The sequence below is a fragment of the Actinoplanes sp. TFC3 genome (assembly GCF_001553785.1).
Classification (GTDB): domain Bacteria; phylum Actinomycetota; class Actinomycetes; order Mycobacteriales; family Micromonosporaceae; genus Actinoplanes.
On record NZ_LOJP01000001.1, the window covers coordinates 2,820,163 to 2,846,098 of the forward strand.

Below are 25,936 nucleotides of genomic sequence, written 5' to 3' on the forward strand. Positions count from 1 at the left end.
AGTCATGCCAGGGCCTCGGCGATCGGGCCCAGGGCGAGGGCGGGCAGGAAGGTGAGCGCGACGAGCACGACGGTCACGCCGACGACCATGCCGACGAACAGCGGCTGGTGGGTGGGCATCGTGCCCTCGGTCTCCGGAGCCGGTTGCTGTTCGGCGAGCGCCCCGGCCAGGGCCAGCACCAGCACGATCGGCAGGAACCGCCCGAGCAGCATGGCCAGCCCCAGCGCGGTATCCCACCAGGGCGTGTTCACCGTGATGCCGCCGAAGGCCGAGCCGTTGTTGTTTGCCGCGCTGGTGAAGGCGTAAAGCACCTCGGACAGCGCGTGCGGCCCGGTGTTGAGCGCTGTGCTGTTGTGCCCGGTGGCGAACGCTGTGGCCGTACCTGTCAGCACCAGCGCCGGCGTGACCAAGAAATAGCTGGACGCCAGCTTCATCTCCTGCGCGCCGATTTTCTTGCCCAGATATTCAGGGGTACGTCCCACCATCAGCCCCGCCACGAACACCGTGATGATCGCCAGGACCAGCAGGCCGTACAGGCCGGAGCCGGTGCCGCCCGGAGCCACCTCCCCGAGCATCATGTTGACCATCGGCATCATCCCGCCCAGCGACGTGTACGAGTCGTGAAACGAGTTCACCGCCCCGGTCGACGTCAACGTGGTAGCAGCAGCAAACGTGGCTGAGCCCGGAACACCGAAGCGCACATCCTTGCCCTCCATCGCCGCGCCGGCCGCCTGCGGCACCGTGCCACCGCCGTGCAGCTCGAAGCCAACGGTCAACGCCGTGGACGCGATCGCCAGCACGGCCATCACCGCGACGATGGCGTACCCCTGCCGGTTCTGCCCGGCCATGCGGCCGAACACCCGGGGCAGGCTGAACGGGATCAATAAGATGAGGAACACCTGAAGCCAGTTCGTCCAGGTGGCCGGATTCTCGTACGGGTGCGCCGAGTTGGTGTTGTAGAACCCCCCGCCGTTGGTGCCCAGCAGCTTGATGACTTCCTGCGAGGCAACCGGCCCGCCGGTGAGATGCTGCGTGGCGCCGGTCAACGTCGTCGCGTCGGTGCCGCCGGACAGGTTCTGCACCACGCCCCCGGCCATGAACACGAGGGCGAACAGCACGCTGACCGGCACGAGGATGCGCAGCGTGATTCTTGTCAGGTCCACCCAGAAGTTGCCCAGGGTGGCGGGGGTTGCTGGGTTGCGGGCCTGACCTGGTGCTTTTCGGGCCGCGAATCCTCGGATGAGGGCCACGGCGACCGCGATGCCGACGCTCGCGGACACGAAGTTCTGCACCGCGAGCCCGGCCATCTGCGCCAGGTGGCCCATCGTCGACTCGCCCGAGTAAGCCTGCCAGTTCGTGTTCGACACGAAGCTGACCGCGGTGTTCCAAGCAACGTGGTCGGTGACCGGCGGCAGCCCCAGCGAAAGCCAAAGCTTGTCCTGTACCCGCAACAAGATGTAGAGGAAGAGCACGGAAAGCACGGAGAACGCAAGGACGCTGCGCGCGTACACGCCCCAGGTTTGCTGTGCCTTCGGGTCCACCCCGACGAGCCTGTAGAGCACCCGCTCGGCCCGGGCATCAGCGGTGCCCGCGATGGCGCGGTACAGGTAGTCACCGAACGGCCGGTAGACCACCACGAGAGCGAGCACGAGCGTACCGGGGAAAATCCACCCGGCCATCAGAACTTCTCCGGAAACAGCAGGGCGGACACCATGAAGCCACCCAGCAGAACGGCCATGATCAGGCCAACAAGATTGACGGCACTCACGAGCGCTCGACCGCCCGGATCAGCACGGTAAGCGCGGCAAACAGCGCCACCGTGAGAAGGACGAACACGACGTCGGCCACGGAGGTCTCCTAGCGAGGGGTACGGGCTGAACTGCTGCCATCAGCACAGCGCGCCCAGAACTCCCCGTCATCGGCGTTCACGCGATGACTACGCAGCAACCCGCCATCTTGACGCCTTCTTAACGCCCCAGGTGGTGCCCATCACCGCCGCAAGCACCACTCACCTTGTGACCAGCGCGACAAACCCACCGGCAATTCGCGTGCTGCAAGGAGCCGGGAACTTCCGCGATGAGCCGCCCGACCAACCAATCATGCGTATCCCGATCAGAGCCCTCCTGACGCTGACCGTCCTCGCCCTCGCCGGCTGCGGTGGCACCGGTGCCACCGCCGGCAACACCACTCCCAGCAACGCCGCCGCAGCACCCGCGACCAGCTCCAGCGCGGTGCTGACCATCAAGGACCCCTGGGTGAAGGCGGCCAAGGCGGGCGCGATGACCGCTGCGTTCGGCGTCCTGGTGAACGACACGGCGGCCGAAGTCACCGTGGTCAGCGCCGAGTCGCCGGCGTCGCCGATGGAACTGCACGAGATGACCATGAAAGGCGGCAAGATGGTGATGCAGCCCAAGCAGGGCGGCTTCGTCATCAAGGCGAAGAGCACCCACGAGCTCAACCCGGGCGGCGACCACCTGATGCTGATGAAGCCGGACGCCGAGATCGCCGCCGGTGACGAGGTGTCGTTCACGCTCGAGCTCGCCGACGGCAGCACGGTCGCGTTCACCGCCATCGCCAAGCCCTTCGCCGGCGCCGGGGAGAGCTATGACCCGGGCATGTCGATGCCGAGCGCCGCGCAGTGACGTCGCTGAGCCGCCGGCTCTTCCTGGGCGGCGCGGGAGCGGCAGCGGTTGCGCTGAAAGAAAACACAACAGCAGAACCCCCTGATATGGGTACGGCCACAGTCCCGTTCCACGGCCCCCGCCAAGCCGGCGTGGCCCAGGACCCGCCGGCTCACGCCGCGTTCGTCGCGTTCACCCTCGCCACCGGCACCGACCGGCGCGCGCTGGGCCGGATGCTGCGCCTGCTCAGCGACGACGCGGCCCGGCTCACCCAGGGCACCCCTGCCCTGGGTGACACCGACGCGACCCTGGCCACCCTGCCCGCCCGCCTGAGCGTCACCTTCGGCTTCGGACCCGGCCTGTACCGCGCCGCCGGGCTGGCCTCCCCCGTTGCCGATCTGCCGAAGTTCCCCATCGACCGGCTCGAGAAGCGCTGGTCCGGCGGTGACCTGCTGCTGCAGATCTGCTCCGACGACCCGCTCACCGTGGCACACACCCAACGCATGCTCGTCAAGGACGCCCGCCCGTTCGCCGCGGTGCGCTGGGTGCAGCAGGGTTTCCGGCGCAGCCCCGGCGTGCAGGCCCCCGGGCACACCCAGCGCAACGTGCTCGGCCAGCTCGACGGCACCGCCAACCCGCGCGGCGCCGAGGTGGACACCGCGGTGTGGAACCCGGACGGCTCCACCACGCTGGTGCTGCGTCGCATCCGAGCCGAGATCGAGAAGTGGGACCTGCTCTCGGGCACCGACAAGGAGAATGCCACCGGCCGGCGCCTGGCGTCCGGTGCCCCGCTGAGCGGCACCGGCGAGCACGACGAACCCGATTTCACCGCGCTGGACGACGCCGGGCTGCCCACGATGCCCGACTACGCCCACGTCACCCGCGCCCGGGTCACCGATCCGGCGCAGAAGATCCTGCGGCGACCGTACAACTATGACGGCGTTCCGGATGCTCTCGGCCGCCCCGACGCGGGCCTGCTGTTCGCTTCTTACCAGCGCGACATCGCCCGGCAGTTCGTGCCGATCCAGCAGCGCCTGGCCGACAAGGACCTGCTCAACCAGTGGATCACCCCGATCGGCTCGGCGGTGTTCGCGGTACCGCCGGGCTGCCCCGAAGGCGGCTGGATCGGGCAGCAGGCGCTGGGCTGAACGCGGCGCTCACCGGTTGCCGGGCACCTGGTCCTTCACGTCGTCGTAGCCGGCCTCGCCAGGCGCCGGCGCCGGGGCGTAGATCACCCGGAGGACGCCGGTCGGGAAGGCCTCGGTGGCGATGACCGTCAAGTGGTACGGCGCTTCGCCCTCGTCGAACAGTTTGCGGCCCTTGCGCGCGGCGACCGGGTGCACCAGCAGGCGCAGCTCGTCGACCAGACCGGCGGCCAGCAGTTGCTGCACCACGGAGATCGAACCCGGGATCAGGATGCCCTTGCTGCCCGCGTCGGCCTTGAGCGCGGTGACCGCCTCCACGAGGTCGCCGCCGATCAGCTCGGACGCACGCCAGCTGAACTCCAGCGGCTGACGCGAAACCACAACCTTGCGGATGTCGCCGAGCTGCTTGGCGAACGCCGCGTCGTCCCCGCCGGCCACCTCCCGCTCGGGCCACGCGCCGGCGAAGCTGTCGTAGGTCACCCGCCCGATCAGCAGCACATCGGCGGTGTTGTAGTCCTCCTCGACGCTGCGACCCATGTTCTCGTCGAAGTACGGGAAGTGCCAGCTGGGGTCGATCTCGGCAACGCCGTCGGCCGAGATGAACAGGGTGGAGATGACCTTCGCCATGGTGCCGGTTCCTTTCGCTGAAACTCTGTCGACCATCAGACCGGGCCCGCCGCGCAAACTCATCGGCGGCGACGAACCAAATTCGAACGAGACCGGCGCGGGGACGGCCGCGCAGAGGCGTGGCACAGTAGCTCTGTGATCGATGATGAGCCGGTGCGTGCCGGGCAGACCGGTGATCGGGCGGCGATCGCGGCTGTTGTGCGTACCTTCTTCGCTGCTTTTACTTCCGAGGGGGACTGTGTGGCCCGCCTTGATGCGCTGCGGGAGGTCTTTCTGCCGCAGGCGGTGATCGTCAAGACGTGCGGAGGCGAGCCCGAGGTGTACGCGGTCAACAGCTTCATCGCGCCACGGCAAGCGCTGCTGAGCGGGGGCCGGCTGACCGGCTTCTCCGAGTGGGAGCTGACCGGGCGCACCGAGGTGTTCGGCGACATCGCGCAGCACTTCTGCAGCTACGCCAAGGAGGGCGTGCAGGACGGCGTCCCGTTCACGGGGCGAGGGATGAAAACGCTGCAGTTCGTCCGGACGTCGGCCGGTTGGCGGATCAGCGCCGCGGCGTGGGACGACGAGCGGGATGGCCTGGTCGTGGAGCCGCCCGCCGCAGGCTGACCCCGCAGGATGGCACCGAAGCAGCACCGCACCGCTGCCATCGGTTCACCGCAGCCGGAGCGCGCGGGTCGCTCAGGGCAGGCTGCGGTGGATTGCTTCGGCCGTACCCTCCGGATCGTGCAGCATGTGAAGGTGGTTGCCGGTCAGCTCTGTGGTTGGCCAGCCCCGGCTCTCCGCCTCCCGGCACTCGTCCGCGTAGGTCTCGCCGAAGGCCACATACGCTGCCGGAACGCGGGACCAGTCCGCGCTCACCGCAACGGTTTCCTCGAAGTAGGACAACGGCAGTCGCTGCTGCTCAGCGGCAACTTGCGCCCGTACCTCAGCATCCGGGAACAACGCCGCCACGTCCTCCTGCGCCCACCACTCGGTCCACGGCGGCAGCATCCCGTCAGGGTCGGCGAGGTCCCGCAGCAGGACCAGCAAGGGCTCCGGCGCGACGGGTACGTCCCCAGCGCGCCCCGGCAGCACAGCGTCCACGAACACGCAGGCGGCAACCGAGCGGACCGCAACAATCCCCGGCACATAAAGCCCGGCGTTGCTGTGCGGCACCACGAAGTAAGGGCGGTCGTCGGGCAACCCGTCCAGGTAGCGCGACTGCACCTCCGCAGTGGAGGATCCGCGACCATCAGCGGTGATCACGTCCCAGCCCCGCCGGGTCAGCGCCGCGTGCACGGGCTGCCAGACCGCCGGGCCGAGCAGGGCGCTGGGCAGCAGCGCGATCGTGGGCTTCATGCGAGCGTCTCCCCGTGCGGCCGGATGATGGTTATGCCTGCGAGGCCGGGACCGTCCAGCGCGACCAGGGCGTCGGGGGCCGCGGGCAGCGCGATCTCGCGGGTGATCAGCTCGGCGGGGCGCAGCCGGCCCGAGGCGACCAGGGCCATCATGCTGCCGTACGCGTGAGCGGGCATGCCATGGCTTCCCAGGACTTCCAGTTCATGAGCGACAATCAGGTCCATCGGTACGACCGGCTGGGGCTGGTTCGACGGGAAAAGCCCTACCTGCACGTGCCGTCCCCGCCGCCGCAGCGAAGCTACCGAAGCGGTCAGCGTGGCCTGGCTGCCCAGCGCGTCGATCGACACGTGCGCCCCGCCGCCGGTCGCCTCCCGGACCGTAGCGGCCACGTCCGGGCCGGCTTCGACAACCGCCTCGGCACCGGCTGACCGAGCCAGGTCGAGAGCCGCGGGTGAGACGTCGACGGCCACCACGCGGGCACCGGCCGCCGCCGCGATCATGACGGCGGACAGGCCCACTCCCCCGCAGCCGTGCACCGCGACCCAGTCCCCGGCTCGTACCCGGCCCTGGGCCACCACCGCACGGAACGAGGTAGCGAACCGGCACCCGAGAGCCGCCGCGCCGGCGAAGCCGATCGCGGGCTCCAGACGTACCAGGTTGGTCTGCGCATGATGGACCACGACGTAGTCCGCAAACGATCCCCAATGCGTGAAGCCGGGCTGTTGTTGCTGGTGGCAGATCTGTTGATCACCGGCCAGGCAGGCCGGGCAGGAGCCGCACGCGCAGACGAACGGCGTGGTCACCCGGTCTCCCGCACGCCAGCCCGTCACGCCTGCGCCCACCGCCGCGATCTCACCGGCGAACTCGTGGCCGGGCACGTGGGGCAGCGCGATGTCCGGATCGTGACCCCGCCAGCCGTGCCAATCGCTGCGGCACAGACCGGTCGCCCGCACAGCCACCACGACGCTTCCGGGCGGTGGGACGGGATCGGGCACCACGGCCAACCGGGGAGCTTCGCCGAACTTGTCGAAGATGACAGCGCGCATGGCTCCTTTCTAGCCTGCCGGCCGCCGAGGGCATTGTGCGCCCGGTCACCTTGACGCGCTCTGGCTAAGTGCATTAGCTTTCGAGCTAACAAGGCTAGCTAACAGGAGAACGACATGACCGATTACCTGAGCGTTGACGGCGGCACCCTGGCCTACGAGGTGACCGGCGCCGCGGAACCGCTGATCGTGCTGGCCCACGGCATCGGCCACAGCCGCGAGGCCTACCGCTTCGTCGCCCCGCTGCTGGCCGAGGCCGGCTACCGGGTCGCCGCCCTCGACCTGCGCGGCTGCGGCGAATCAACTGCCGAATGGACGTCCTGTTCCCGTACGGACGTAGCCCGCGATCTCATCGCGCTGGTCGAGCACCTGGGCGGACCGGCTGTGCTGGTCGGGCACTCGCTGGCCGGTGGCGCCGCCACGATCGCCGCGGCGCAGGCCCCGGCGCTGATCACCGCCGTGGTGGAACTCGGCCCGTTCACCCGCAAACAGTCGGTCAAGCTCGGCGACTTCACGGTGTCGCGCTACCGCCGGGCCATGTTCCCGCTGCTCCGCGCGGGTGTGTTCGGCAGCGTCCCGCAGTGGGGGAAATACCTCGAGCTGGCCACCCCGGGCCGCAAGCCGGCGGACTGGGACGCCAGCCTGGCCCGCATCGACGCGATGATGCGCGAACCCGGCCGGATGAAGGCGTTCCAGCAGATGACCCGGTCCGCGCCCACCGACGCCGGCGATCAGCTGGGCAACGTGCGCTGCCCGGTGCTCATCGTGCAGGGCACCCTCGACCCCGACTGGGCGTCGCCGCAGGCCGAGGGAGAAGCCATCGTCGCCGCGCTGCCGCGGGGGCTGGGCCGGCTGCAGATGATCGAGGGCGCCGGTCACTACCCGCACGTGCAGTTCCCCGAGCAGGTGGCCGCGCTGACCGTGGCGTTCCTGGAATCCGTCAATGCCTAGGGACCGCCTGCACCGGGCCCTCACCAGCTCCGGCGCACAGCCGCCTTGCCCCCGGTCACCAGGGTGGCCGCGGGGACGTCGTCGGCCACCACCGCCCCGGCCGCGATCACGGCGTCACGCCCGATGGTGACGCCGGGCAGAATCATCGCGCCGGCCCCGATCCACACGTTGTCGGCCACGTCGATCGGCGCCCCCGTCAGCCATTCGCGGCGCGGCTGCGGGTGCACGGGGTGACCGACGGTGATGAAGGTGGCCTTGGGGCCAACCATCACCCGGTTGCCGAGCCGGATGCCCGCATAGTCGAGAAACGTGCAGTTCTGGTTGATGAACACCCGTTCGCCCAGCTCCAGGCGCAGGCCATGATCGGTGTAGAACGGCGGGTAGATGGTGACCTTCGCCGGCAGCGGGCGACCGAGGATCCGCTCGAACAACTCCGCCTTGCCGGCCTCGTCGTCGAAGGGCAGCACGTTCAGGCGGGAGGTCAATTGGGTGACCTCGAGGACCCGCTCGGACATGACGTGGAACTCGGCGCTACGGATGCGCAGCAGACGATCGGACATCCCGGGATCTTGTCAGCGCCCCGCCAGCTTCTCCAGCCGGGGTACCACCGTCGCCGGGTCCGGCATCGCGGCGATCTCGGCCGCTACCTGCTGGGCCGCGGTACGCAGAGCGTCGTCGCTCAGCAGCCGGATCAGGTGCTCAGCGGTGATGGCCTTGGCCTCGACGGCCAGCCCGGCGCCACGCTTGGCCAGCAGCTCGGCGTTGTACCGGCGGTCACCGGCACCCGGCGTGGTCAGCTGCGGAACCCCCGCGGCCAGCCCGCCCAGCACGCTGCCGGCCCCGGAGTGGTGGACAAAGGCCGAGGCGAACGGAAGGACCTCGTTGATGGGCACCCGGTCGACGGCGCGCACGGTGGCCGGCAGGTTCGCGGTAGCCGCCGGGCGGATCAACACGAACTCGGCGTCCACCTGGGCGGCCGCCGCGATGATCGCGGGACCGGGGTCACCGTCGTTCGGACCGTCGAGGGTGCTGCGCGAAACCAGCACCCGGGGCCGATCGCTCTTGGTGAGCAGCCATTCCGGAACCGAACCGCCCCCGGAGAACGGCACCGGCCGCATCATGACGGCATCCGCCGCGGGGGCGCTGCGCAGGCTGGGCGGCGTGACAGCGATGGTCAGCCCCGGCGCTGGGATGTCGTACGCGGTGAGGGCTGTGCTGGTCGTGACCGCTTGGAAGAGTTCGGTGGCCGGCCAGAGCGTGTTCTCCTGCAGCACCGAGGGGATGGACAGCTGCCCGGCCACCACGGCACCGGCCTCGGCCAGCGGTTCGTAGACGATCAGGTCGGGGCGTTCCTGCGCGATGAGGGCACGCAGCGGGTCGATCAGGGCCAGGTTGGCGCGCCCGAAGAGCTGACCGACCAGCTCGTGACCGGCGGTGCCCCGCAGCTCGGCGCGCGCCAGGCGCGGATGGCGCAGTGCCACCCGGATCGCGCTGCGGGCCAGGTTGAACGAGCCCCCGATGTCGGCGGTGCGCAGGTCGAGAACGTCGGGCGGGAAGCCACCGGCGGCTATCACCACGTCGTGCCCGGCGTCCCGGCAGGCCGCGGCGAGCGCAAACAGCGGCAGAACATGGCCTTGCAGCGGAGCCGCGACGAAAACGATGCGCATGAGCGGCTTTATAACACTGTTCAGTGTGGAAAGTTGTCCCGGCCACGGGGAGAAAAGCGCTGATCAGTGCGGGAAGGTGCGGGGGATGCGGGGTGAGATCTCCTCGCGGAACGCTGCTATGCGCCCCGTCACCTGCCGCCGGCCCCAGGTGTGTTCGATGCGGTCGAGGTAGAGGCAGCGGGCGGCCAGTTTGTCCAGGTCGACCGTGAAGTACATTGCCATCAACGGGTTGACGAACAGGGCGCTGCCGCTGGTACGCCGGGTGAACCGGACGTCGCCGAAGGCGCCTCGGGTGGCCGCGGCAATCTGACCGTGCACAATGCTGGGCCGCTCCGGGGTGGCGGCCTGGGCGTCGGCCACGGCATCGCGATACAACTCCGCCTCGCGGCTGGAGCCCGGGATCGTCAACGCGCCGAGGTAGCCGCCCTCCCGGTCGAGCGCCGCCAGGTTCTCCAGCACCTCAACATGGTTGACGCCGTCATGGGCATCGATGCCGAATCCGAGACAGGTCACCAGCTTCACCGGTACGTCCAGGCCGGCCACGGCGGCAAGGCTCGTGATGTCCTCAACCGGGGTGCCGAGGTTGCTCTCGTCGCCGCGCAGCAGGATGTCGGTGCCGCCGTCGACCAGCACGACCGCGTCGACCTGCAAGCTGTCGATGAGATGCCGGTACGCCTCCCGCAGCCGCTCGACACCCAGCGGCGGGAACGCGTACACCGTCGACGGCAGGTCGTGGGCCGCCAGCCAGCGGGCCAGGGTGCGCTCCGGGAAGTACCAGTCGGTGCTGACCGAGCCCGGGGTCACGGCCGCGACGTTCTCGGCTACCCAGTCGGCGCGGTCGATGAGCTCCAGTTCGGAAAATGACAGGCTGGCCAGGTGCACCTGTGCGCCGGTCTGCCGCAGCGCGAGGGCCAGCGGCAGACCGGCGTACACGTCGAAGCCGCCGCCCGCGCCGGCGATCAAGACGCGGCGCGCGGGGGCCAGCGCGGCGAACAGCGGCGGTACGGTCAGCGAGAAGGAAGCCGGGCTCACCCCACCATGATCAGCCATCAGGCGCGGCTGGGCCAAGAGCCGGGCGCGGCCGCCGGACGCGGGGAGGGTGGCGGTGCAGTTGTCACTCACGGGTCTGCTCCTGACTTGAGCCGCAGGTGGGGTAGTTGTCCGGCCTTCCCGGTCGAAACATAGTTGGCAAACAATATTGACAGTTGCAAATACAAAGTGACAGCGTTGTCATCCCCACTTGCTGAAGGGACGGCACCCCGATGCTCCGTACCCTCGCCGCGGCGGTTCTCCTCTCCGCCGCAGCACTGTCAATCCCCCACGCCGCGCAGGCAGCACCGAAGGCGGCCGCCGCGGACCTCGCCCTCACCCAGTACGTCAACCCCCTGGTCGGCACCGACGACAGCAACTCGCCGAACCCGGTCGGGGGCGGGGCCGGTGGCAGCACCTTCCCCGGCGCCACCGTTCCGTTCGGAATGCTGCAGTTCAGCCCGGACACCCCGACCGCCTCGCCGTCGGGTTACCGCGACAGGGACCGCACGATTGAGTCCTTCAGCCTGACCCACTTCAACGGCGCGGGCTGCCCGAACAACGAGGACCTCCCGATTCTGCCCATCACCGGCGCCATCGGATCGTCGCCGGGCAGCGCGTGGACCAGCTACGCCTCGGGTTACACCAAGACCAACGAGGTGGCCACGCCCGGTTACTACAAGAACCGCCTCGACAAGTACGGGGTGGACGCCGAGCTGAGCACCACCAAGCGCACCGGCGCCCTCAAGCTGACCTACCCGGCCTCGACCAGCGCCCGGGTGCTGATCAACGCCAGCCGCTCGGCGACCGGGGACCGCGACGGCAACGTGACAGTGGCCGGGAACCGGGTGTATGGCGAGCACACCGCCGGCGGGTTCTGCGGTGGACGTACCTACAAGGTCTACTACTCCATTCTTTTCGACCGCACACCCTCGGGATTCGGTACGTTCAAAGCCGGCACGGTCACCGCCGGCTCGGCGAGCACAAGTGGCACCCAGACCGGCGCCTACGTCACGTTCGACACGACCAGTAACGCCGTGGTGAACGCCAGCATCGGCGTGTCGTTCGTCAGCGTGGCCAACGCGCAGAACAACGCCACCGCCGAGGCAGCCTCGTTCGCCACCGTGCGCAGCAACGCCGGCGCCGCCTGGAACACCGCGCTCAACCGGGTGCAGGTCACCGGCGGCGGCACCACGGACCTGCAGAAGTTCTACACGGCGCTGTACCACGTGCTGCAGAACCCGAACATCGCCAGCGACACCAACGGCGAGTACCGCGGCTTCGACGGCGCCGTGCACACCGCCGCCCACCCCGTTTATCAGAACTACTCGGGCTGGGACATCTACCGCTCGTGGGCGGCGCTGGTGGCGATGATCGCGCCGGACGTGATGACCGACATCGTCAAGTCCATGGTGCTCGACGGTCAGCAGGGGGGTTCGCTGCCGAAGTGGTCGCAGCAGAGCATCGAGGACTTCGTGATGCCGGGCGACCCGGGGCCGATCATCGTGGGCAGCGCGTACGCGTTCGGCGTACGTGGCTTCGACACCGCGGCGGCGCTGGCGCTGATGAAGAACAGCGGCTCGGGCGGCACCTCGCAGGGCTACGTGCTGCGCGGCAACCAGAGCACATACCAGAACAACCAGTTCATCCCCGGCAACCCTTCGGAGACCCTGGAGTACGCATCCAGTGACTTCGCGATCGCCAACTTCGCCAAGGCGCTCGGCGACACCGGCGCAGCCAGCACGTACGCGACCCGTTCGCAGTACTGGCGCAGCCTGTTCAACGGCGAGTCGGCGTTCATCCACACCCGCGACAGCGGCGGCGCGTTCACCCAGCCGCTCAACCCGGCGCAGGAGAGCCCGTACGTCGAGGGCAACGCAGCCCAGTACACCTGGATGGTGCCGCACAACCTGGGCGCTGTCGTCACGCTGATGGGTGGCCCGGCCACCGCGGTGCAGCGCCTCGATCACCACTTCACCGAGCTCAACGGCGGGTTGTCGCGGCCGTACTTCTACATCGGCAACGAGCCCGAGCACAGCGTGCCGTGGACGTACAACTTCGCCCGCAAGCCCGCCGGGGCCGGCGACGCGGTGCGCCGGGTGATGAACGAGTCGTTCACCACCGGTGCGGGTGGCCTGCCGGGCAACGATGACCTGGGTGCCACCTCGGCCTGGTATGTCTGGTCGGCGCTGGGCTTCTATCCGGTCACGCCGGGCGCGGACACCCTGGCGGTGCACGGCGGCGTCTTCCCCAACGTGCTCATCCAGCGTTCCACCGGCAACATCACGGTCACCGGCGGCAGCACCAGCAACCGCTATGTGCAGACGCTGTCGGTGGGTGGATCAACGACGAGCCACAACTATTTCCGGTACGCCGACATCGCCGCGCGTGGCACGGTTGCCTACACGATGGGCAGCACCGCCTCCTCCTGGGGAACGGGTGCCGGCGACGTACCGCCGAGTTTTGCCGATGGCCGCAACCAGCCGCCGGCCGAACCGGACCTCGGCGCCAACCTCGCCCAGGGCCGCACGATCACCGGCAGCGCCGGCTGCAACAGCTCGGAGTCGCCGGCCAAGGCGGTCGACGGGGTCATCGCGGGCAACAGCAAGTTCTGTTCCGCTACGGCACCGCAGCAGCTTCAGGTCGACCTCGGTTCGGCCCGGACGGTGAGCTCGTTCGTGGTCAAGCACGCCGGGCTCGGCGGTGAGCAGACCGGCTGGAACACCGGCGCGTTCACCATCTCCACCAGCACCGACGGCTCCACGTGGAGCAACGCGGTGACCGTTTCCGGCAGCCGCAACAGCCGCAGCTACCTGCCGGTCCCGGCGCGCACGGCCCGCTACGTGCGGTTCGAGGCATCCCAGCCGGCCAACGACGGCAGCGGCACGGCCCGCATCTACGAGCTCGAGGTGTACGGCAGCAGCAGCGCCCCCACCGACATCGCGCTGCGCCGCCCGGCTACCGCCGACTCGTCCTGCGCGGCCACGGAGAGCCCGGACCGCGCGTTCAACGGCAGCTGGCTCGGTGGCTGGTACGACAAGTGGTGCTCGCAGGGTGCCAGCAAGTGGCTGCAGACCGATCTGGGCAGCACCCAGCACATCGGTTCGGTGGTCATCCGGCACGCCGGAGCGGGTGGTGAGTATCCGCAGTGGAACACGCGCGACTTCGACGTGCAGACCTCCGCCGACGGCAGCACCTGGACCACCCGGGCCCAGGTGCGGGGCAACACCGCCGACTCCACCACGACCACGGTCAACGCGGACGCCCGCTACCTGCGGGTTGCCGTGGTCACGCCCACCCAGGACGGCTCCGCTGCCGCCCGCATCTACGAGGTGGACGTGCGCAGCTGAGCGGGATCCGGTGCCCCCTACTCGGTGGTGGGCACCGGATTACTCAACTGCGACATTGACCGGAATAACTCTCGTGATCTCGGACCCGGGGCATAGGATGACGTCGCCCCTCTTCTCCAGAGATCGGGACAACATATGGCGCGGGACTTGTCGCCGTTGGTTTCTGCGGCTCAAGACGGTGACGAAAACGCATTCCGCTCCCTCTATCAAGCCATCCACCCGGCCCTGCTGCGTCATGTGCGGGCGCTGGTCGGCGACGACGCGGAGGATGTCGCGTCCGAGGCGTGGCTGCGCATCGCCCGCGACCTCGCGGGCTTCTCCGAGCACGGCCGCGGGGCGCGCCCCGGCGACCCCGAGGGTCAGCGCGACGGCACCAGCCGGTTCCGGGCCTGGGCGCTGACCGTCGCGCACAACCGGGCCATCGACCACGTGCGGCACTCGCGCCGCCAGCCCGACGTGCTGATCCCGATCGAGCACCTCGCGGAGATCGCGGTGTCCGGGGACGCCGGCGAGCAGGCGGCCGAGCGGATGGCCACCACCAACGCCATGGGCCTGATCGCCGGGCTGCCCCCGGATCAGGCGCAGGCGGTGCTGCTGCACGTGGTGGTCGGCTTCGACGGCCCGGCGGCGGCCCGGATGCTCGGCAAGCGCCCGGGTGCGGTGCGCATGGCGGCCTCCCGGGGGCTGCGCCGGCTGGCTGCGCGCGTCGAAACGGAGGACGCGTGTGGAAGCCGTCTCGGCGGTATGTGATCGCGGTCCTGCTGCTCACGCTGGCCGGCTGCGTGGTGGTGCGGGCCACCCGCGAGCCGCCCCCGCCGCCATTCCTGTTCGGCACCCTGGAGACGCTGCCCGAGCACGCGGCGACCGAGGCGGCGCACGGGATCAGGGTGGCCATGCTGGAGGCCGACTGGGGGTCCTACGAGCCCGCCGACGGGCGCTTCGACGACGCGTACGCCCAGCGCCTGCGCGAGCGCATCGCCAGCTACCGAGCCGCCGGGATGCGCGTGACATTGGGGCTGGGCCTGCACTACACCCCGGCGTGGCTGCTGCGCGATCCGGGCAGCCGGCTCGTTGACCAGCACGGCAACCGCTCGGCCGGGCTCAACCTGGTCTTCAGCCGGCGGATGCGCGAAAAGGCGGCCCGCTACCTCAGCCGGCTCGATCGTGACCTGGATCTGAGCAGCTTCTGGGCGCTCCGGCTGACCTCCGGCGCGCAACCCGAGGTGCTGTACCCGCCCGGCGGCAGCTACTGGGCGTTCGACCCGGGCGCGCAGAACGGACCCGACCGGCCGCCCGGCGTGGCCCCCAACCCCCTGCCCGGATGGCGGCCCGGCGACCGGTCGGTCCCGGTGACCGAGATCAGAACCTGGGCCGACTGGTACGTCCACAGCCTCGCCGGCGTCGTCACGTGGCAGATCGACCTGCTGTCCGGACTCGGCTTCACCGGTTATTTCCAGGTGCTCACCCCCGGGGCGGGGTCGAAGCCCTTCACCTACGCCCGCGACATCGCCGAGTACCTGCCCGACGGCATCACCGGCGTCGGCGCGGTGTGGCATGTCTTCTACGCCGCCCTGCCCGCCAATCCGCGGCTGATCGCCTACGTGTCCTCAATGGCCGACGAACCCGGGCAACCGCATCTGTGTGACCCCGGTGACCGCGAGGTGCCGCTGACCGATCCCCGGGTGAGCGGCTGGCCGGCCACGCGCTGGCTGACCCGGGTGGCCGCCGGCCACGGCTTCGGGCTCAGCGGCGAGAACCCGGGGCTGGATTTCCCGGCCCGGCTCAACGGTCATTACCGGGACACCTCGCCGCGCGGAATGATGGCTGCGGGCGTACAAGAAATGGCGTCCTGCGGTTTTCAAGGTTTCTATTGGGCGCACGACCAGCAGTTGTGGGACCGGCGACCGTGGAACGGCACCGGGGCTTTCGAGCGGTACGCCGATCTCATTGCGAAGGTCAACGCCGGGCGTGAGTGACAGTTTCGGCGGCCCCGGCGCTTATCCGTATATGAGCGTGGAACCGGCCCTGGTGATAGCGCTGGTCCTGATCCCGCTGCTGCCGCTGGCCGCGGTGGTGGCCGCCGGGCGGCACTTACGCCGGACGTTCCACCCACCGCGCGCCCAGCCGGGCCGGCACCTTCGCATCCTCATCGTGACCAGCGAGGCACCGCCGATTGTGTCCGGGATCTCCCGCTCGGTCGAGCGGCTCGCCACCGGGCTGCGCCGGCGCGGGCACCACGTCGACGTGCTGTCCTCGGTGCAGATCCCCCGGCTGGTGCTCGGCGAGGTGCGGATCAGCGCGCTCGCCCTGTACTGGCCGGCGCTGGCCCGGCGCCTCGGCGGCTACGACGTGGTCAACCTGCACGGCCCGGTGCCCACGATGAGCGACGCTTTCCTCCTGCTGGCAAGGCTTTCCCGGGTGCCGTGCACGATTGTCTACACCCATCACTCGGCGCTGCAGATCCGCGGGGCCGAGCGGCTGTGCCGGATCTACGACCGGTTGCACCGGATGCTGTCGGCGCGCGTGGCGCTGACGGTGACCACCTCGCGCTACTACGCGGATCTGCTCGGGGTGCCGGGCGGGCGGCCGGTGCGGGTGGTGCCCTGGGGTGTCGACCCGCGGGCCGAACCGCAGCGCCCGCGCGGTGGCCTGCGCCCGTTGCGGGTGTTGTTCGTCGGTCAGATGCGGCCGTACAAGGGCGTGGAAACGTTGCTGCCGGCGGTTTCCGGGTGCCACGAGATCGAGCTGGCGCTGGTCGGCAGCGGCGATCACCTGACCGAGTACCGGCTCCTGGCAGCCGATCTCGCGGGCACCAACGTGCAATTCCTCGGGCGCCTCTCCGATCAGGATCTGACGCACGCGTACGACCGGAGCGACGTCGTCGTGCTGCCCTCGGTGACCAAGGCCGAGGCGTTCGGCCTGGTGGTGCTGGAGGGCATGGCGGCCGGCTGCGTGCCCGTGGTCTCGGATCTGCCCGGGGTACGCGATCTGGTCGCGCGCACCGGTGTCGTGGTGCCACCGGGTGACCGGGAACGGCTGCGCGCGGCCCTGCTCTCCCTGGCCGCGGACGGCGCCCGGCTCAATCAGCTGAGCCGTGCGGCCCGCCGCCGAGCCGAGGGCCTGGGCTGGGACACCTGCGTCTCGCTGTACGAGCAGGCCCTGCTCAGCACGCTGCCACCACGAGCCGTGTGGCATCCGGTGCCGCCGCGGGCCGTGGTGCTGTCGACCACCCGCCGGCACGTCCGGTGATGCCCGCATGCCGGATCTGAGGACCGAACGCACCGCCGCGGGCGGCAGCTTCGTCCTCATGGCTCGCTTCGTCGCCACGTCGGTGCTGAACTACGGCTTCGGCGTGGCGCTGGTCTGGCTGCTGCCGCGCAGCGAGTTCGGCGCGGTCAGCGTGCTGCAGAACGTGCTGCTGCTGGCCGGGATGGTGCTCGGCGCCGGGATGCCCTGGGTGCTGGCCCGCACGATCGCCCGCAGCGGGGACCCGGCCTCCGACGCCTGGCACCCCACGTTCCGCTCGGCCGTCGCGGTGAACCTGGCGGTGGCCGCCGCGCTCGCCGGGGTGCTGCTCGTTCTGCAGGCAACGCCGTTGCACGTGCTGCCGGACGCGTCGTCCGGCGTGACCGCGGCGGTCGCGCTGACCATCATGCTGCTGGCGGTGACCTCGGTGCTGGGCGGTGGCCTGCACGGCAGCCGCCGCTTCGACGGGCTCGGCGCGATGCAGACCGCCGAGATCGCCACCAAGGCGGTCGTCGGGCTGGCCCTCGTCGCGTTTCTCGGCCTGGGCGCGGCCGGGGTGGCGATCGGGTTCCTGGCCGGCGCGGCGGTGGCGATCGGCTGCGCCTGGTGGGGGCTGCGCGACCGGCTGCCCGGCTGGGGGCCGCTGGCCGGGTCCGCGGTGACCCGTCAGGCGCTGCCGACCGGGGCGGGGACGGGCAGCATCGCGTTCCTGGTCACCCTCGATGTGCTGGTGCTCAGCGCGCTGGGCCGCGGGTACGGCATCAGCACCGCCGCGCTGGCCGCGTACCAGGTGGCGGTGATCGTGGCGCGGATCCCGTTCTACCTGGCGAACGCGCTCGGCGACGCGGCGTTCCCGTCCATGGCAACCGGACGGACCCGCCAGGAGACGCACGCGTGGTTCGTTGCCGTGCTGCGCTGGGTGGTGATTGCGCTCGTACCGCTGCAGCTTGTGCTCCTGATCGTGCCTGCCGCGCCGCTGCGGGTGCTGTTCCCGGGTGGCTACGCCGACGCCGCCGGCCTGATCCGCATCCTGACCGCGGGCACCCTCGCCCTGATCGCCGCTGACCTGCTGGTCAAGGTCCTGTACGCCCGCGGTCGCGCCACCACCGTGGCCCGCTGTGCCCCGGCCGCCGTGCTCGTGCAACTGGCCGGGCTGGTGATCCTGGTGCCGCGCTGGGGAACCACGGGAGCCGCCGTCGCGTTCGCGCTGGCCGCCATGACCGGGGCGAGCCTGCTCGGCGCGGCCTACCTCAACTACCACTGGCCGGGGCTGGTACGCCGCCGGGTTCTCGGCTCGTACCTGCTGGCGATCGGTGTCCTGATTGCCGGGCTGCTGGTGGCTTCGCGGCTGAGCGGACCGGGCGATCTACTGGTCATCGGGGTTGCCGTGGTGGCCTACGCCGCGCTGGTGATCGGCCTGGGCCTGGTGCGGCGCGACGAGCTCGAGCACGTGCGGCAGCGCCTGCCCACCGGCCGCGTGCTGCTGATCGCCGGCCTGGTGCTGACCGCGGTGCCGCTGCTGTGGAACCTGTGGGCCAGCCCGGACAGCCAGTACGACGAGATCGTCTACACCCGCGCCGCGCAGGAGATCGCCCAGAGCGGCCAGCTCACCTGGGACGGTCGCCCGGTGTTCGTGCACCCGCCGCTGTCGTTCCTCGCCCAGGCCGGCTGGCTGGACCTGGTCGGTCTGGCCCGTTCGCCGCTCAGCGACGCGATCCTCGCCTCCCGGGTGCTGGCCGCGCTCGTCAGCTTCGGCGCGGTGCTCGTGCTGGCCGCGCTGGTGCGCCGGCTCGTCCCGCTGGCCGGCCCGCGCCGCCGCACGGTGCTGATCGTTGCCGTGGTGCTGCTGGCCGCAACCGACCCGATCCTGCTGCGCTACGGGCGGATGGCCATCATCGAGCCGTTCGCGCTGCTCGGCGCGCTGATCACGCTGTACCTGGCCGTGCTGCTGTGGCGGCGTTCCACCGCCCGGTATGTGGGCCTGGTCGGGCTGGCCACCGGTCTGACCCTGCTGACCAAGGAGGTGACGCTGTTCCTGCTGCTGACCCCGGTGGTGTACGCCCTGCTCGGCCGGGACCGGCGGGGCCTGCTGCGTGCGGGTGGGGCGCTGCTCACCGGGGTCGGGTTGTGGCTGCTGTTCCCGCTCTGGGCGGTGCTGCTGGGCTTGCCGGGCCAGTTCACCGACGTCAAGTTCGCCACGTTGCAGCGCCTGCTCGGCACGGTGCAGATCACCGGGTGGAACCGGCCGGAGACCTCGTTCGCCGCGGCGGTGCTGGGCCAGGCCGGGCAGTACGCGACCAGCTATCTGCTGCTCGCCGGGGGCGCGGTGGCGGTGCTGTGGCTGGCGTTGCACCGGGTGCCGCGGACCGCCCGGTGGCTGCTGGCGTGGCTGCTGACCAGTTACGGGTTCGGCACGTACACGGTGCTGCTGGGCACACTCAACGAGCAGTTCTTCGTCTACCTCATGCCGGCCGCGATCGCCGGGACCGTGCTGGTGGCCGAGGCGGTGGTCCGCAAACCGGTGCTGGTGGCCGTACCGCTGGCATTGCTGGCCGCCTTTGCGCTGGTCACCTGGGGCCGCTTCTACGTGCCGGGCAACGATGCGATGCTGCGTTCCACCGCGTTCGTGCGTGAGACCGTGCCGGCCTGCACGGCCATCAACGCCAGCGGCGACCCGGACAAGTTCGCGCAACTGCTGCCCGGTTACAGCATCACCTCGTACGGCGTGGGCTCGGCCGCCCTGGCCAGTGGCGTGCACTTGTTCTTCCTCAGCGACAAGGACGCCGCCCTGCGCTACGGCGACAGCAACCCGGCGCTCAACTCGTGGATCCGCGCCCACGGCACCCGGCTCGCCCACTTCCCCAGCCGTACCTACGACGGCCTGGACCTGTGGCAGGTCCCCGGCATCCCGGCCGTGAGCCCACCCTGTCTCGCCGAAACCGTTTCCCAGCAACGATCCGCGGTGACACCGTTCCTGGCACCGCTGGGTTTGGCGGTCGCCGTACACCTCGGCGTGCTGACCGTTTTCCTGCTGCGCGAACGGCGCCGCCCCCGCCCCGCCGACGCGATCAAGGTGGCGGTCTAGTGCGCCGGCGCATCGCGATTGACGGCAGGGTCATGCAGGACGCCTACCACGGCATCGGGCGCCACACCTACGAGCTGCTGCGCCGCCTGGCCACCCGCGACGTCGACCTGGTGATCGTGCGCGACCCCACCCGGCGCGGGCGCCTCGACGTCGACGCGCTGGCCGGTCCGCACGTCGAGCTGGTCGACCTGCCCATTCCCGTGGTGTCGCCGCTGGCCCAGCCGCGCTGGCCCCGGTTGCTGGCCGGGGTGGCGCCGGACGTGCTGCTGGTTCCGTACCATCTGGCCACGCCCTGGGTGCATCCCGGGGTGCCGACCGTGTCGTTCGTGCACGACTGCATCTTCGAGACCGACCCCGCGTTCGCCCCCGGCGGCCGCCGCTTCCTGGCCGCCTACCGGCTCGCCACCCGGCTGGCCATCGCCCGGTCCACCCGCCTGGCCACCGTCTCCGAGGCCACCCGCCAGGACCTGCTCCTGCGGTACGGCCAGAGCCTGCCCGCCCACGCCGTCGTCCCGCAGGGTGTGGGTGACCAGTTCCGCGCTCTGCCCCGGCGCAGCGGGCGCTATGTGCTGCACGTCGGGGCCCAGCGCCCGCACAAGAACCACCGCGTGCTCATCGCCGCGTTCGCCGAGGTCGCCGCCGCGCTGCCGGACGTTCATCTGGTCCTGGTCGGCCAGCGCGATCCCCGCTTCCCCGGCTGCGTGGCCTCGCTGATCCGCGAGCTCGACAGCACCGGCCGGATCCGGCTGCTGGAACAGGTCGGCGACGAGGAGTTGCTGCGGTTGTACGCCGGCGCCGCGGTCTTCGCCTTTCCGTCGCGGGCCGAAGGGTTCGGGCTGCCCGTGCTGGAGGCAATGGCCGCCGGGGTGCCGACGGTGACCAGCGACGCTCCGGCGGTCGTGGAGGCCGGGGCGGGAGCCTCGCTGGTCGCCGCCGCCGAGGACCCGCACGCCTGGGCCGAGGCGCTGATCCGGGTGCTCACCGCTCCCGAGGTGGCCGCTGATCTGGCCGCGCGGGGCCGGGCAGTTGCCGCCGAGCACACCTGGGACCGGGCCGCGGAGCGCACGCTGCAGCTGGTCGAGGCCGTCTGCCACGACTTCCCCCGGCGCGCCCGGCTTTCCCCGCGTGGAGGACCTTCATGACCGTCATCCCCCTGCGGCGGCGCCGCCGCGGGCCGCACACCCCGGCGTTCGGCACCTGTGCCCCGGCCGGCCGGCGGCAGCGGCTGACCGTGCTGCTCGTGCCGATCGCGTTGCTCGCCGCCGCGCTCGGGTTACGCGCCACCGGGCTCATCGGGGCCGGGCGCACCGACCGCAGCCTGCCGCCGGTGCTGGCCGTGGCTCCCGTGGCCCCGGGGCTGCTGCGCGGCGCTCAGCCCTCGGACGTCGACCTGCTGCGGCTGCGCGACGACCACGGGGTACGGGCCGTGGTCGGCATCGGCGGCCTGCGCGCCCCGGAACAAGCCGCAACCGGCGAACTCGGCCTGCGCACGCTGCAGCTCGATGTGGCTGATGGCAGCGCACCCTCGGCTGCCGGCCTGCTCGGGCTTGTGCGGTTCCTGCGATCTGCGATGGCCACCCGGCCCGGGGTGGTGTACCTGCACGACGGCGACGGCCACGGCCCGGTCCTGGTCACGGCCGCCATGCTGCAGGTGGTGCGCGGCGAACCCGCCCCGGAAGCCGTCGACCGCCTGCGGGCCGCCGGGTACCCGGTGTCCGGCGACCAGGTGCGGGCGCTGTCCGAGGTGGACACGTTGACCGGGTCGTACGCGGTGCTGCAGGGTGAGAGCTGGTGAGCGGGTTCACCGTTGTCACCCCGGCGCCGCGCAGCGTGTGGGAGGGGGCGCTCGCCGCTGACCCCGATGCCGTGGTCACCCAGTCACCGCAATGGCTCGCCGGGCTGAGCCGGGCGCGCGGCTACACCGATGCCAGCCGGCTCTACGAGTTCGAGGACGGCACCCGGATCGTGGTGCCGCTGGCCGCGCGGGCCTGGGCCGGGGTGCCGGTGGCGCAGGAGTCGTGGCCGTACGGGTGGGGCTACGGCGGTGCCCTGGTCGCCGCGGGCCGGATGACCGACCGGCACGCCGGGGCGATGCTCGCCGACTTGGCCCGCCAGCCGGTGTTGCGCACCGGTGTGGTGCCGATGCCGCTGGCCTCCGGGCTGTGGGAGGCGGGGGCGCCGCGCGGGGTGCACCGGGTGCCGTACCTGACCCAGATCCTCGACCTGGCCGGTGGTTTTCCCGCGGTGTGGTCGCAGCGCTACCGCACCGAGGTGCGCCGGCATGTGCGCCGGGCCGGGCGGGTGACCCTTGACGTGTACCGCGACCACCGGCACGGCCTTGCGGCGTTCTCGGTGCTGCACCGCCTGGCGGTGGACCGGTGGGCCCGGCAACGCGGGCAGCCGTTGTGGGCGGCCCGGCTGCTGGCCCGTCAACGCAACGCCGACGGCGAACTGGCCGCGGCCGCCGCGGCCCTGGGTGAGTCGTGCGTGATCTGGTCGGCGTACTGGCATGGGGAGCCGGTGGCGGCGAGCGTGGTGCTGCACCGGGGACGGCACGCCCTGGGCTGGGTGTCGGCCGCGCATCGCATGCTGGCCAAGGAGACCAGCGCGACGTACCTGTTGTCGTCGCTGGCGATCGAGACGGCGTGCGCAGCCGGGGCCGGGTACTTCCACCTGGGCGAGTCGGACCCGGGCTCGGGCGTCGAAGCCCACAAGGCCCAGTTCGGCGCCGAGGCGGTGCGCTACCACGCGTTGCGCTGGGAACGGCTGCCGCTGTCGGCCGGGGAGCGCCGGCTGCGCTCGGCCGTCCGGAGGCTGACGTGCCGCGGGTAGCGCTGTCGATCTTCGATGACGTGGGCAACCCGCACTACGGCGGCGGCGGGGCCAGGGTGGTGCACGAGATTGCCACCCGGCTGGCCGAGGAGCATGAGGTCACGGTGTACTGCGGCTCGTACCGGGGCAGCCCGCGCTCGGTGGTGCGCGACGGCGTGGAGTACGTGTTCCTGCCGGTGGGCTGGGCCGGGCCTCGCGGCGGTCAGGTGCTGTTCCCGTTGCTGCTGCCGGTGCTGGCCCGGCGGCGGCGACCAGATGTGTGGATCGAGAGCCTGACCCCGCCGGTGTCCACGAGTTTGCTGCCGCTGCTGGGTCCGGCGCCGGTGGTCGCCCTGGTGCAGATGCTCAGCGCGGCCGACATGCAACGCCGCTACCGCCTGCCGTTCACGCTTGTCGAACGCTGGGGGCTGCGGGCGTACCGGCATGTGGTGGTGCTGAACCGCACCGACCTTGCCGCGGTGCGCCGCTACGCCCCGAAGGCCACGAGCATGCTGATTCCCAACGGTGTCACCCGCGCGCCCGGTCCGGAGCCCGTCTTCGGTGCCGGCGAGCACATTCTGTACCTGGGTCGCATCGACGTGCGCCAGAAGGGGCTGGATCTGCTGCTGGCCGCGGTTGCTGCCGATCCGCCGCCGTTGCCGCTGGTGATCGCCGGGGCGGGGACGGCCCGCGAAGAGCATCGGTTGCGCGAGCTCGTGCGCCCGGTCCGCGAGCATGTGCGCATTGCCGGGCGAGTGGGTGGGATGCAGAAGGCGGAGTTGCTCCGGGGTAGCGCGCTTGTGGTCGTACCGTCGCGGTTCGAGACTTTTTCCCTGACCGCGCTGGAGGCGATGGCCGAGGGGAAACCGGTGGTCTGCTTCGATCTGCCGCAGTTGCAATGGATTCCGGCCGAAGCGGCATGGCGGATTCCACGGTACGACGTGAGCGCCCTGAGCACCGCTCTCAACGAGCTGTCCCACGACAAGGACCGTCGCGCCGAGCTGGGCCGCTGCGGTCATGCCCTCAGCCGCGAGCACGATTGGGACGTCATCGGCGCCCGCTACCGCAAGCTGATCTCCGAGGTGCTGGACCGCCGCCGGGGCACGTAGTAGGTCTCCGGCACCGCCGGGATGTGCCCGGACGGGAACAGCGCAGCCAACTGGGAGCGGTAGCCGCGGATCAGCTCCTCCTTGCCCGCCAACCCCTCGGTCCACGAATGCGCCATCAACCCGTGCCGGTGCAGGAACGCGGTCTCCGGCCGGGCGACCTGGGTGTACGGGAAGTCGGCGTAGTAGACGACGTTATCCGGGAAGCGTTCGCCCACCGCACGCACGATCAGGTGGTCGACGTGCCGGCCCACGCCCAGCGGGCAGTAGAGCGTGCGGGCGCCCGTCTCAGCGATCAGCTCCCCCACCGCCTCGGTCAGCGACTCGATGACCTCGCGATCCCCCCGGGCGATGCGGCCCCGCGCCACGTCGAAGCGGTACGTCGGGTAGCGGTGCCCCAGCTCGGGCAGCAGCCGGCGAACCCGCTGACCGGGCCGGCGGTGGCGGAACAGCGCGTCGGGGTAGCCCAGATGCACGTGCGCCGCCCCGAGACCGCCGCACACCTGCTGGTCCTCGGCGCGCCGCAACGCGAACAGGGCGGCCGCGTCCGGCACCGCGCAGCGCCGCAGAAACGAGCGGGCCGCGTAGGTGTGCGGCGGCGGCGAGGCGTCGGTGAACGGCGTGACCACCGTGATCGGGCAGGTGGTGGCCAGCGAGCGCATCAGCGCGCCGCACGACAGGATCGCGTCGTCGGGGTGGGGGGACAGGAACAGGACAGGGGCCGGAGAAGGGCCGACCAGCATAGAAACGTTTCTATCAGATGGCGAACGGCAAACGGCGGATTCTGTGGTCGAAGCTGGACGGTACGTAGCCGGGCGGCCCGGTCGCGCGGATCGCCGGGAACCGGGTGAGCAACTGGCGGAAGATGGCTGTCAGCTCCTGGCGGGCCAGCACGGCACCGAGGCAGAAGTGCGGGCCGCCACCGCCGAACCCGACGTGCGGGTTGGGTGAGCGGGTGAGGTCGAAGCGCTCGGGCTCGGCGAACACCGTCTCGTCCCGGTTCGCCGAGGCGTAACAGAGCATCACATCCTGCCCGGCCCGCAACCAGTGCCCGTGCAGCTCGACATCCACCGCCACCGTACGGCGGAACTGCACGATCGGCGAGGAGTACCGGATCACCTCGTCGGCGAAGCCTGGGCCGTACCGGTCGAAGTCGGTCAGCAGCAGGTCGCGCTGCTCGGGGTGCCGGGTCAGCAACCACAGGGCGTGGGCGATCGCGTTGCGGGTTGTTTCCACCCCGGCGACCAGCAGCAGCGAGAAGAACGAGCCGAGCTCGCGGCGCCCCAGATCGGCGGCCACCAGCGCGGAGATCAGGTCGCCGGCCGGTTCCCGTCGCCGCCGGTGCGCCACCTCGGCGACCAGGTGCTGCAGCCGCAGCAGGTCGGAGAGCCCGCTGCCGGGCATCCGCCGCAGCGCGGTGTGGCTGCTGGTCGCGTCCACCTGCCGCAACACCTGGGTCCAGCGGGCAGCCGGGATGCCCATCATCGAGCAGATGACCCGCAGCGGCAGCACCGCGGCGACGGCGGTCACGAAGTCGCCGTCGCGGCCCGCACCGACGGTGCCGGCGATCTCGGCGGCGACGTGATCGATGTCGGCGGCCGCGCGGGCCAGCACGCGCGGGGTGAACGCCCGGGCCACGATGCCACGCAGCTCGGCGTGCCGCGGATCGTCCAGGTTGACCATCGAGTCGCCCAGCAGCAACCGGGCCCACCGCGCGGGCCGTGGTGTCGTCACGCCGTGGCCGCTGCGGAACACCTCCGGGCGCCGGCTGGCCGCCACCACGTCGCGATGCCGGACCAGAGCGGTGAAGCCGGCCGCGGCGCCGGCGTGGCGTCCGCTGCGGCGCTCGGGGAAGAAGACCGGCGCGTCGAGGTGTCGCAGCCGGGCGAAGACGGCGGCGCGTTCGCGTTCGGGACG

At 71.0% G+C, this 25,936-nt stretch carries 23 protein-coding genes; 13 read left to right on the plus strand and 10 right to left on the minus strand.

Annotated elements, in window-relative coordinates; translation table 11 throughout:
- Positions 1-2: 2 nt before the first annotated feature.
- Positions 3-1,679, minus strand: coding sequence for a potassium-transporting ATPase subunit KdpA (kdpA, locus tag TFC3_RS12520; protein ID WP_067499357.1), 1,677 nt, complete (start codon positions 1,677-1,679; stop codon positions 3-5).
- Complete coding sequence (kdpF, locus tag TFC3_RS12525) at positions 1,679-1,768, minus strand: K(+)-transporting ATPase subunit F (RefSeq protein ID WP_067499359.1); 90 nt, start codon at positions 1,766-1,768, stop codon at positions 1,679-1,681. The genes kdpA and kdpF overlap by 1 nt, the downstream gene beginning before the upstream one ends.
- A 331-nt stretch (positions 1,769-2,099) precedes the next feature.
- On the opposite strand from kdpF, the gene TFC3_RS12530 reads away from it, so the two are divergent.
- Together TFC3_RS12530 and TFC3_RS12535 are read left to right on the plus strand one after the other, a co-directional pair.
- Entirely contained in the window at positions 2,100-2,642 is a 543-nt protein-coding gene (locus tag TFC3_RS12530; protein WP_067499361.1) for a copper chaperone PCu(A)C, read from the plus strand.
- A gap of 5 nt (positions 2,643-2,647) precedes the next feature.
- Complete coding sequence (locus tag TFC3_RS12535; RefSeq protein ID WP_173745376.1) at positions 2,648-3,769, plus strand: Dyp-type peroxidase; 1,122 nt, start codon at positions 2,648-2,650, stop codon at positions 3,767-3,769.
- Between the two features lie 9 nt (positions 3,770-3,778).
- On the opposite strand, the gene TFC3_RS12540 is transcribed toward TFC3_RS12535, so the two are convergent.
- On the minus strand, positions 3,779-4,393 hold the full coding sequence (locus tag TFC3_RS12540; protein WP_067499366.1) for a dihydrofolate reductase family protein: 615 nt from the start codon (positions 4,391-4,393) through the stop codon (positions 3,779-3,781).
- A 135-nt stretch (positions 4,394-4,528) separates the two neighbouring features.
- Between TFC3_RS12540 and TFC3_RS12545 the strand changes: the two genes are divergently transcribed.
- Positions 4,529-4,999 carry a nuclear transport factor 2 family protein gene (locus TFC3_RS12545; protein WP_067499368.1) on the plus strand — a complete coding sequence of 157 codons (471 nt, stop codon included), beginning with the start codon at positions 4,529-4,531 and terminating at the stop codon, positions 4,997-4,999.
- Positions 5,000-5,071: 72 nt separating this feature from the next.
- Here the strand turns inward: TFC3_RS12545 and TFC3_RS12550 are convergent, their stop codons facing one another.
- Positions 5,072-5,731, minus strand: a complete 660-nt coding sequence (locus tag TFC3_RS12550; RefSeq protein WP_067499370.1) for a hypothetical protein — start codon at positions 5,729-5,731, stop codon at positions 5,072-5,074.
- On the minus strand, positions 5,728-6,777 hold the full coding sequence (locus tag TFC3_RS12555) for an alcohol dehydrogenase catalytic domain-containing protein (protein WP_067499372.1): 1,050 nt from the start codon (positions 6,775-6,777) through the stop codon (positions 5,728-5,730). The genes TFC3_RS12550 and TFC3_RS12555 overlap by 4 nt, the downstream gene beginning before the upstream one ends.
- A 114-nt stretch (positions 6,778-6,891) precedes the next feature.
- Here TFC3_RS12555 and TFC3_RS12560 point away from each other — a divergent pair, with 114 nt between their 5' ends.
- On the plus strand, positions 6,892-7,725 hold the full coding sequence (locus tag TFC3_RS12560) for an alpha/beta fold hydrolase (protein ID WP_067499373.1): 834 nt from the start codon (positions 6,892-6,894) through the stop codon (positions 7,723-7,725).
- Between the two features lie 20 nt (positions 7,726-7,745).
- Here the strand turns inward: TFC3_RS12560 and TFC3_RS12565 are convergent, their stop codons facing one another.
- From TFC3_RS12565 to TFC3_RS12575, 3 genes are all read right to left on the minus strand, one after another.
- Positions 7,746-8,285: a DapH/DapD/GlmU-related protein gene (locus tag TFC3_RS12565; RefSeq protein WP_067499375.1), complete on the minus strand. Its 540-nt coding sequence runs from the start codon at positions 8,283-8,285 to the stop codon at positions 7,746-7,748.
- Positions 8,286-8,297: 12 nt separating this feature from the next.
- Positions 8,298-9,392, minus strand: coding sequence for a glycosyltransferase (locus TFC3_RS12570; protein ID WP_067499378.1), 1,095 nt, complete (start codon positions 9,390-9,392; stop codon positions 8,298-8,300).
- Positions 9,393-9,455: 63 nt separating this feature from the next.
- Positions 9,456-10,514 (minus strand): DUF1152 domain-containing protein, encoded by a 1,059-nt coding sequence (locus TFC3_RS12575; RefSeq protein ID WP_236718096.1) that lies wholly within the window; start codon positions 10,512-10,514, stop codon positions 9,456-9,458.
- Between the two features lie 140 nt (positions 10,515-10,654).
- On the opposite strand from TFC3_RS12575, the gene TFC3_RS12580 reads away from it, so the two are divergent.
- The 9 genes from TFC3_RS12580 (at position 10,655) to TFC3_RS36990 (ending at position 24,022) form a co-directional block, all read left to right on the plus strand.
- Positions 10,655-13,771 carry a GH92 family glycosyl hydrolase gene (locus TFC3_RS12580; protein ID WP_067499380.1) on the plus strand — a complete coding sequence of 1,039 codons (3,117 nt, stop codon included), beginning with the start codon at positions 10,655-10,657 and terminating at the stop codon, positions 13,769-13,771.
- A 135-nt stretch (positions 13,772-13,906) separates the two neighbouring features.
- Positions 13,907-14,521: an RNA polymerase sigma factor gene (locus tag TFC3_RS12585; RefSeq protein ID WP_067499382.1), complete on the plus strand. Its 615-nt coding sequence runs from the start codon at positions 13,907-13,909 to the stop codon at positions 14,519-14,521.
- Positions 14,494-15,747, plus strand: a complete 1,254-nt coding sequence (locus TFC3_RS12590; protein WP_153040207.1) for a hypothetical protein — start codon at positions 14,494-14,496, stop codon at positions 15,745-15,747. The genes TFC3_RS12585 and TFC3_RS12590 overlap by 28 nt, the downstream gene beginning before the upstream one ends.
- Positions 15,740-17,020, plus strand: coding sequence for a glycosyltransferase family 4 protein (locus TFC3_RS12595; protein ID WP_153040208.1), 1,281 nt, complete (start codon positions 15,740-15,742; stop codon positions 17,018-17,020). Before TFC3_RS12590 ends, TFC3_RS12595 begins: the two co-directional genes overlap by 8 nt.
- 7 nt (positions 17,021-17,027) lie before the next feature.
- Positions 17,028-20,102, plus strand: coding sequence for a glycosyltransferase family 39 protein (locus tag TFC3_RS12600; protein WP_067499388.1), 3,075 nt, complete (start codon positions 17,028-17,030; stop codon positions 20,100-20,102).
- Positions 20,102-21,244, plus strand: coding sequence for a glycosyltransferase family 1 protein (locus TFC3_RS12605; protein ID WP_067499390.1), 1,143 nt, complete (start codon positions 20,102-20,104; stop codon positions 21,242-21,244). Before TFC3_RS12600 ends, TFC3_RS12605 begins: the two co-directional genes overlap by 1 nt.
- Positions 21,241-21,897: a hypothetical protein gene (locus TFC3_RS12610; protein WP_067499392.1), complete on the plus strand. Its 657-nt coding sequence runs from the start codon at positions 21,241-21,243 to the stop codon at positions 21,895-21,897. Before TFC3_RS12605 ends, TFC3_RS12610 begins: the two co-directional genes overlap by 4 nt.
- A complete protein-coding gene (locus TFC3_RS12615) occupies positions 21,894-22,934 on the plus strand; it encodes a GNAT family N-acetyltransferase (RefSeq protein ID WP_067499394.1) in 1,041 nt (346 codons plus the stop codon). The genes TFC3_RS12610 and TFC3_RS12615 overlap by 4 nt, the downstream gene beginning before the upstream one ends.
- A complete protein-coding gene (locus tag TFC3_RS36990) occupies positions 22,922-24,022 on the plus strand; it encodes a glycosyltransferase family 4 protein (protein WP_067499396.1) in 1,101 nt (366 codons plus the stop codon). Before TFC3_RS12615 ends, TFC3_RS36990 begins: the two co-directional genes overlap by 13 nt.
- On the opposite strand, the gene TFC3_RS12625 is transcribed toward TFC3_RS36990, so the two are convergent.
- Positions 23,974-24,762, minus strand: a complete 789-nt coding sequence (locus TFC3_RS12625) for a PIG-L deacetylase family protein (RefSeq protein WP_067499398.1) — start codon at positions 24,760-24,762, stop codon at positions 23,974-23,976. The two genes, TFC3_RS36990 and TFC3_RS12625, sit on opposite strands and share 49 nt — an antisense overlap.
- A 13-nt stretch (positions 24,763-24,775) precedes the next feature.
- Entirely contained in the window at positions 24,776-25,753 is a 978-nt protein-coding gene (locus tag TFC3_RS12630) for a cytochrome P450 (RefSeq protein ID WP_236718097.1), read from the minus strand.
- Between the last annotated feature and the right edge of the window lie 183 nt (positions 25,754-25,936).

Bases quoted from the DNA above. Each gene is read 5' to 3' on its own strand.
- kdpA (WP_067499357.1), bottom strand. From the start codon at position 1,679: ATGGCCGGGTGGATTTTCCCCGGTACGCTCGTGCTCGCTCTCGTGGTG.
- TFC3_RS12530 (WP_067499361.1), top strand. From the start codon at position 2,100: ATGCGTATCCCGATCAGAGCCCTCCTGACGCTGACCGTCCTCGCCCTC.
- TFC3_RS12540 (WP_067499366.1), bottom strand. From the start codon at position 4,393: ATGGCGAAGGTCATCTCCACCCTGTTCATCTCGGCCGACGGCGTTGCC.
- TFC3_RS12550 (WP_067499370.1), bottom strand. From the start codon at position 5,731: ATGAAGCCCACGATCGCGCTGCTGCCCAGCGCCCTGCTCGGCCCGGCG.
- TFC3_RS12555 (WP_067499372.1), bottom strand. From the start codon at position 6,777: ATGCGCGCTGTCATCTTCGACAAGTTCGGCGAAGCTCCCCGGTTGGCC.
- TFC3_RS12560 (WP_067499373.1), top strand. From the start codon at position 6,892: ATGACCGATTACCTGAGCGTTGACGGCGGCACCCTGGCCTACGAGGTG.
- TFC3_RS12565 (WP_067499375.1), bottom strand. From the start codon at position 8,285: ATGTCCGATCGTCTGCTGCGCATCCGTAGCGCCGAGTTCCACGTCATG.
- TFC3_RS12570 (WP_067499378.1), bottom strand. From the start codon at position 9,392: ATGCGCATCGTTTTCGTCGCGGCTCCGCTGCAAGGCCATGTTCTGCCG.
- TFC3_RS12580 (WP_067499380.1), top strand. From the start codon at position 10,655: ATGCTCCGTACCCTCGCCGCGGCGGTTCTCCTCTCCGCCGCAGCACTG.
- TFC3_RS12585 (WP_067499382.1), top strand. From the start codon at position 13,907: ATGGCGCGGGACTTGTCGCCGTTGGTTTCTGCGGCTCAAGACGGTGAC.
- TFC3_RS12600 (WP_067499388.1), top strand. From the start codon at position 17,028: ATGCCGGATCTGAGGACCGAACGCACCGCCGCGGGCGGCAGCTTCGTC.
- TFC3_RS12610 (WP_067499392.1), top strand. From the start codon at position 21,241: ATGACCGTCATCCCCCTGCGGCGGCGCCGCCGCGGGCCGCACACCCCG.
- TFC3_RS12625 (WP_067499398.1), bottom strand. From the start codon at position 24,762: ATGCTGGTCGGCCCTTCTCCGGCCCCTGTCCTGTTCCTGTCCCCCCAC.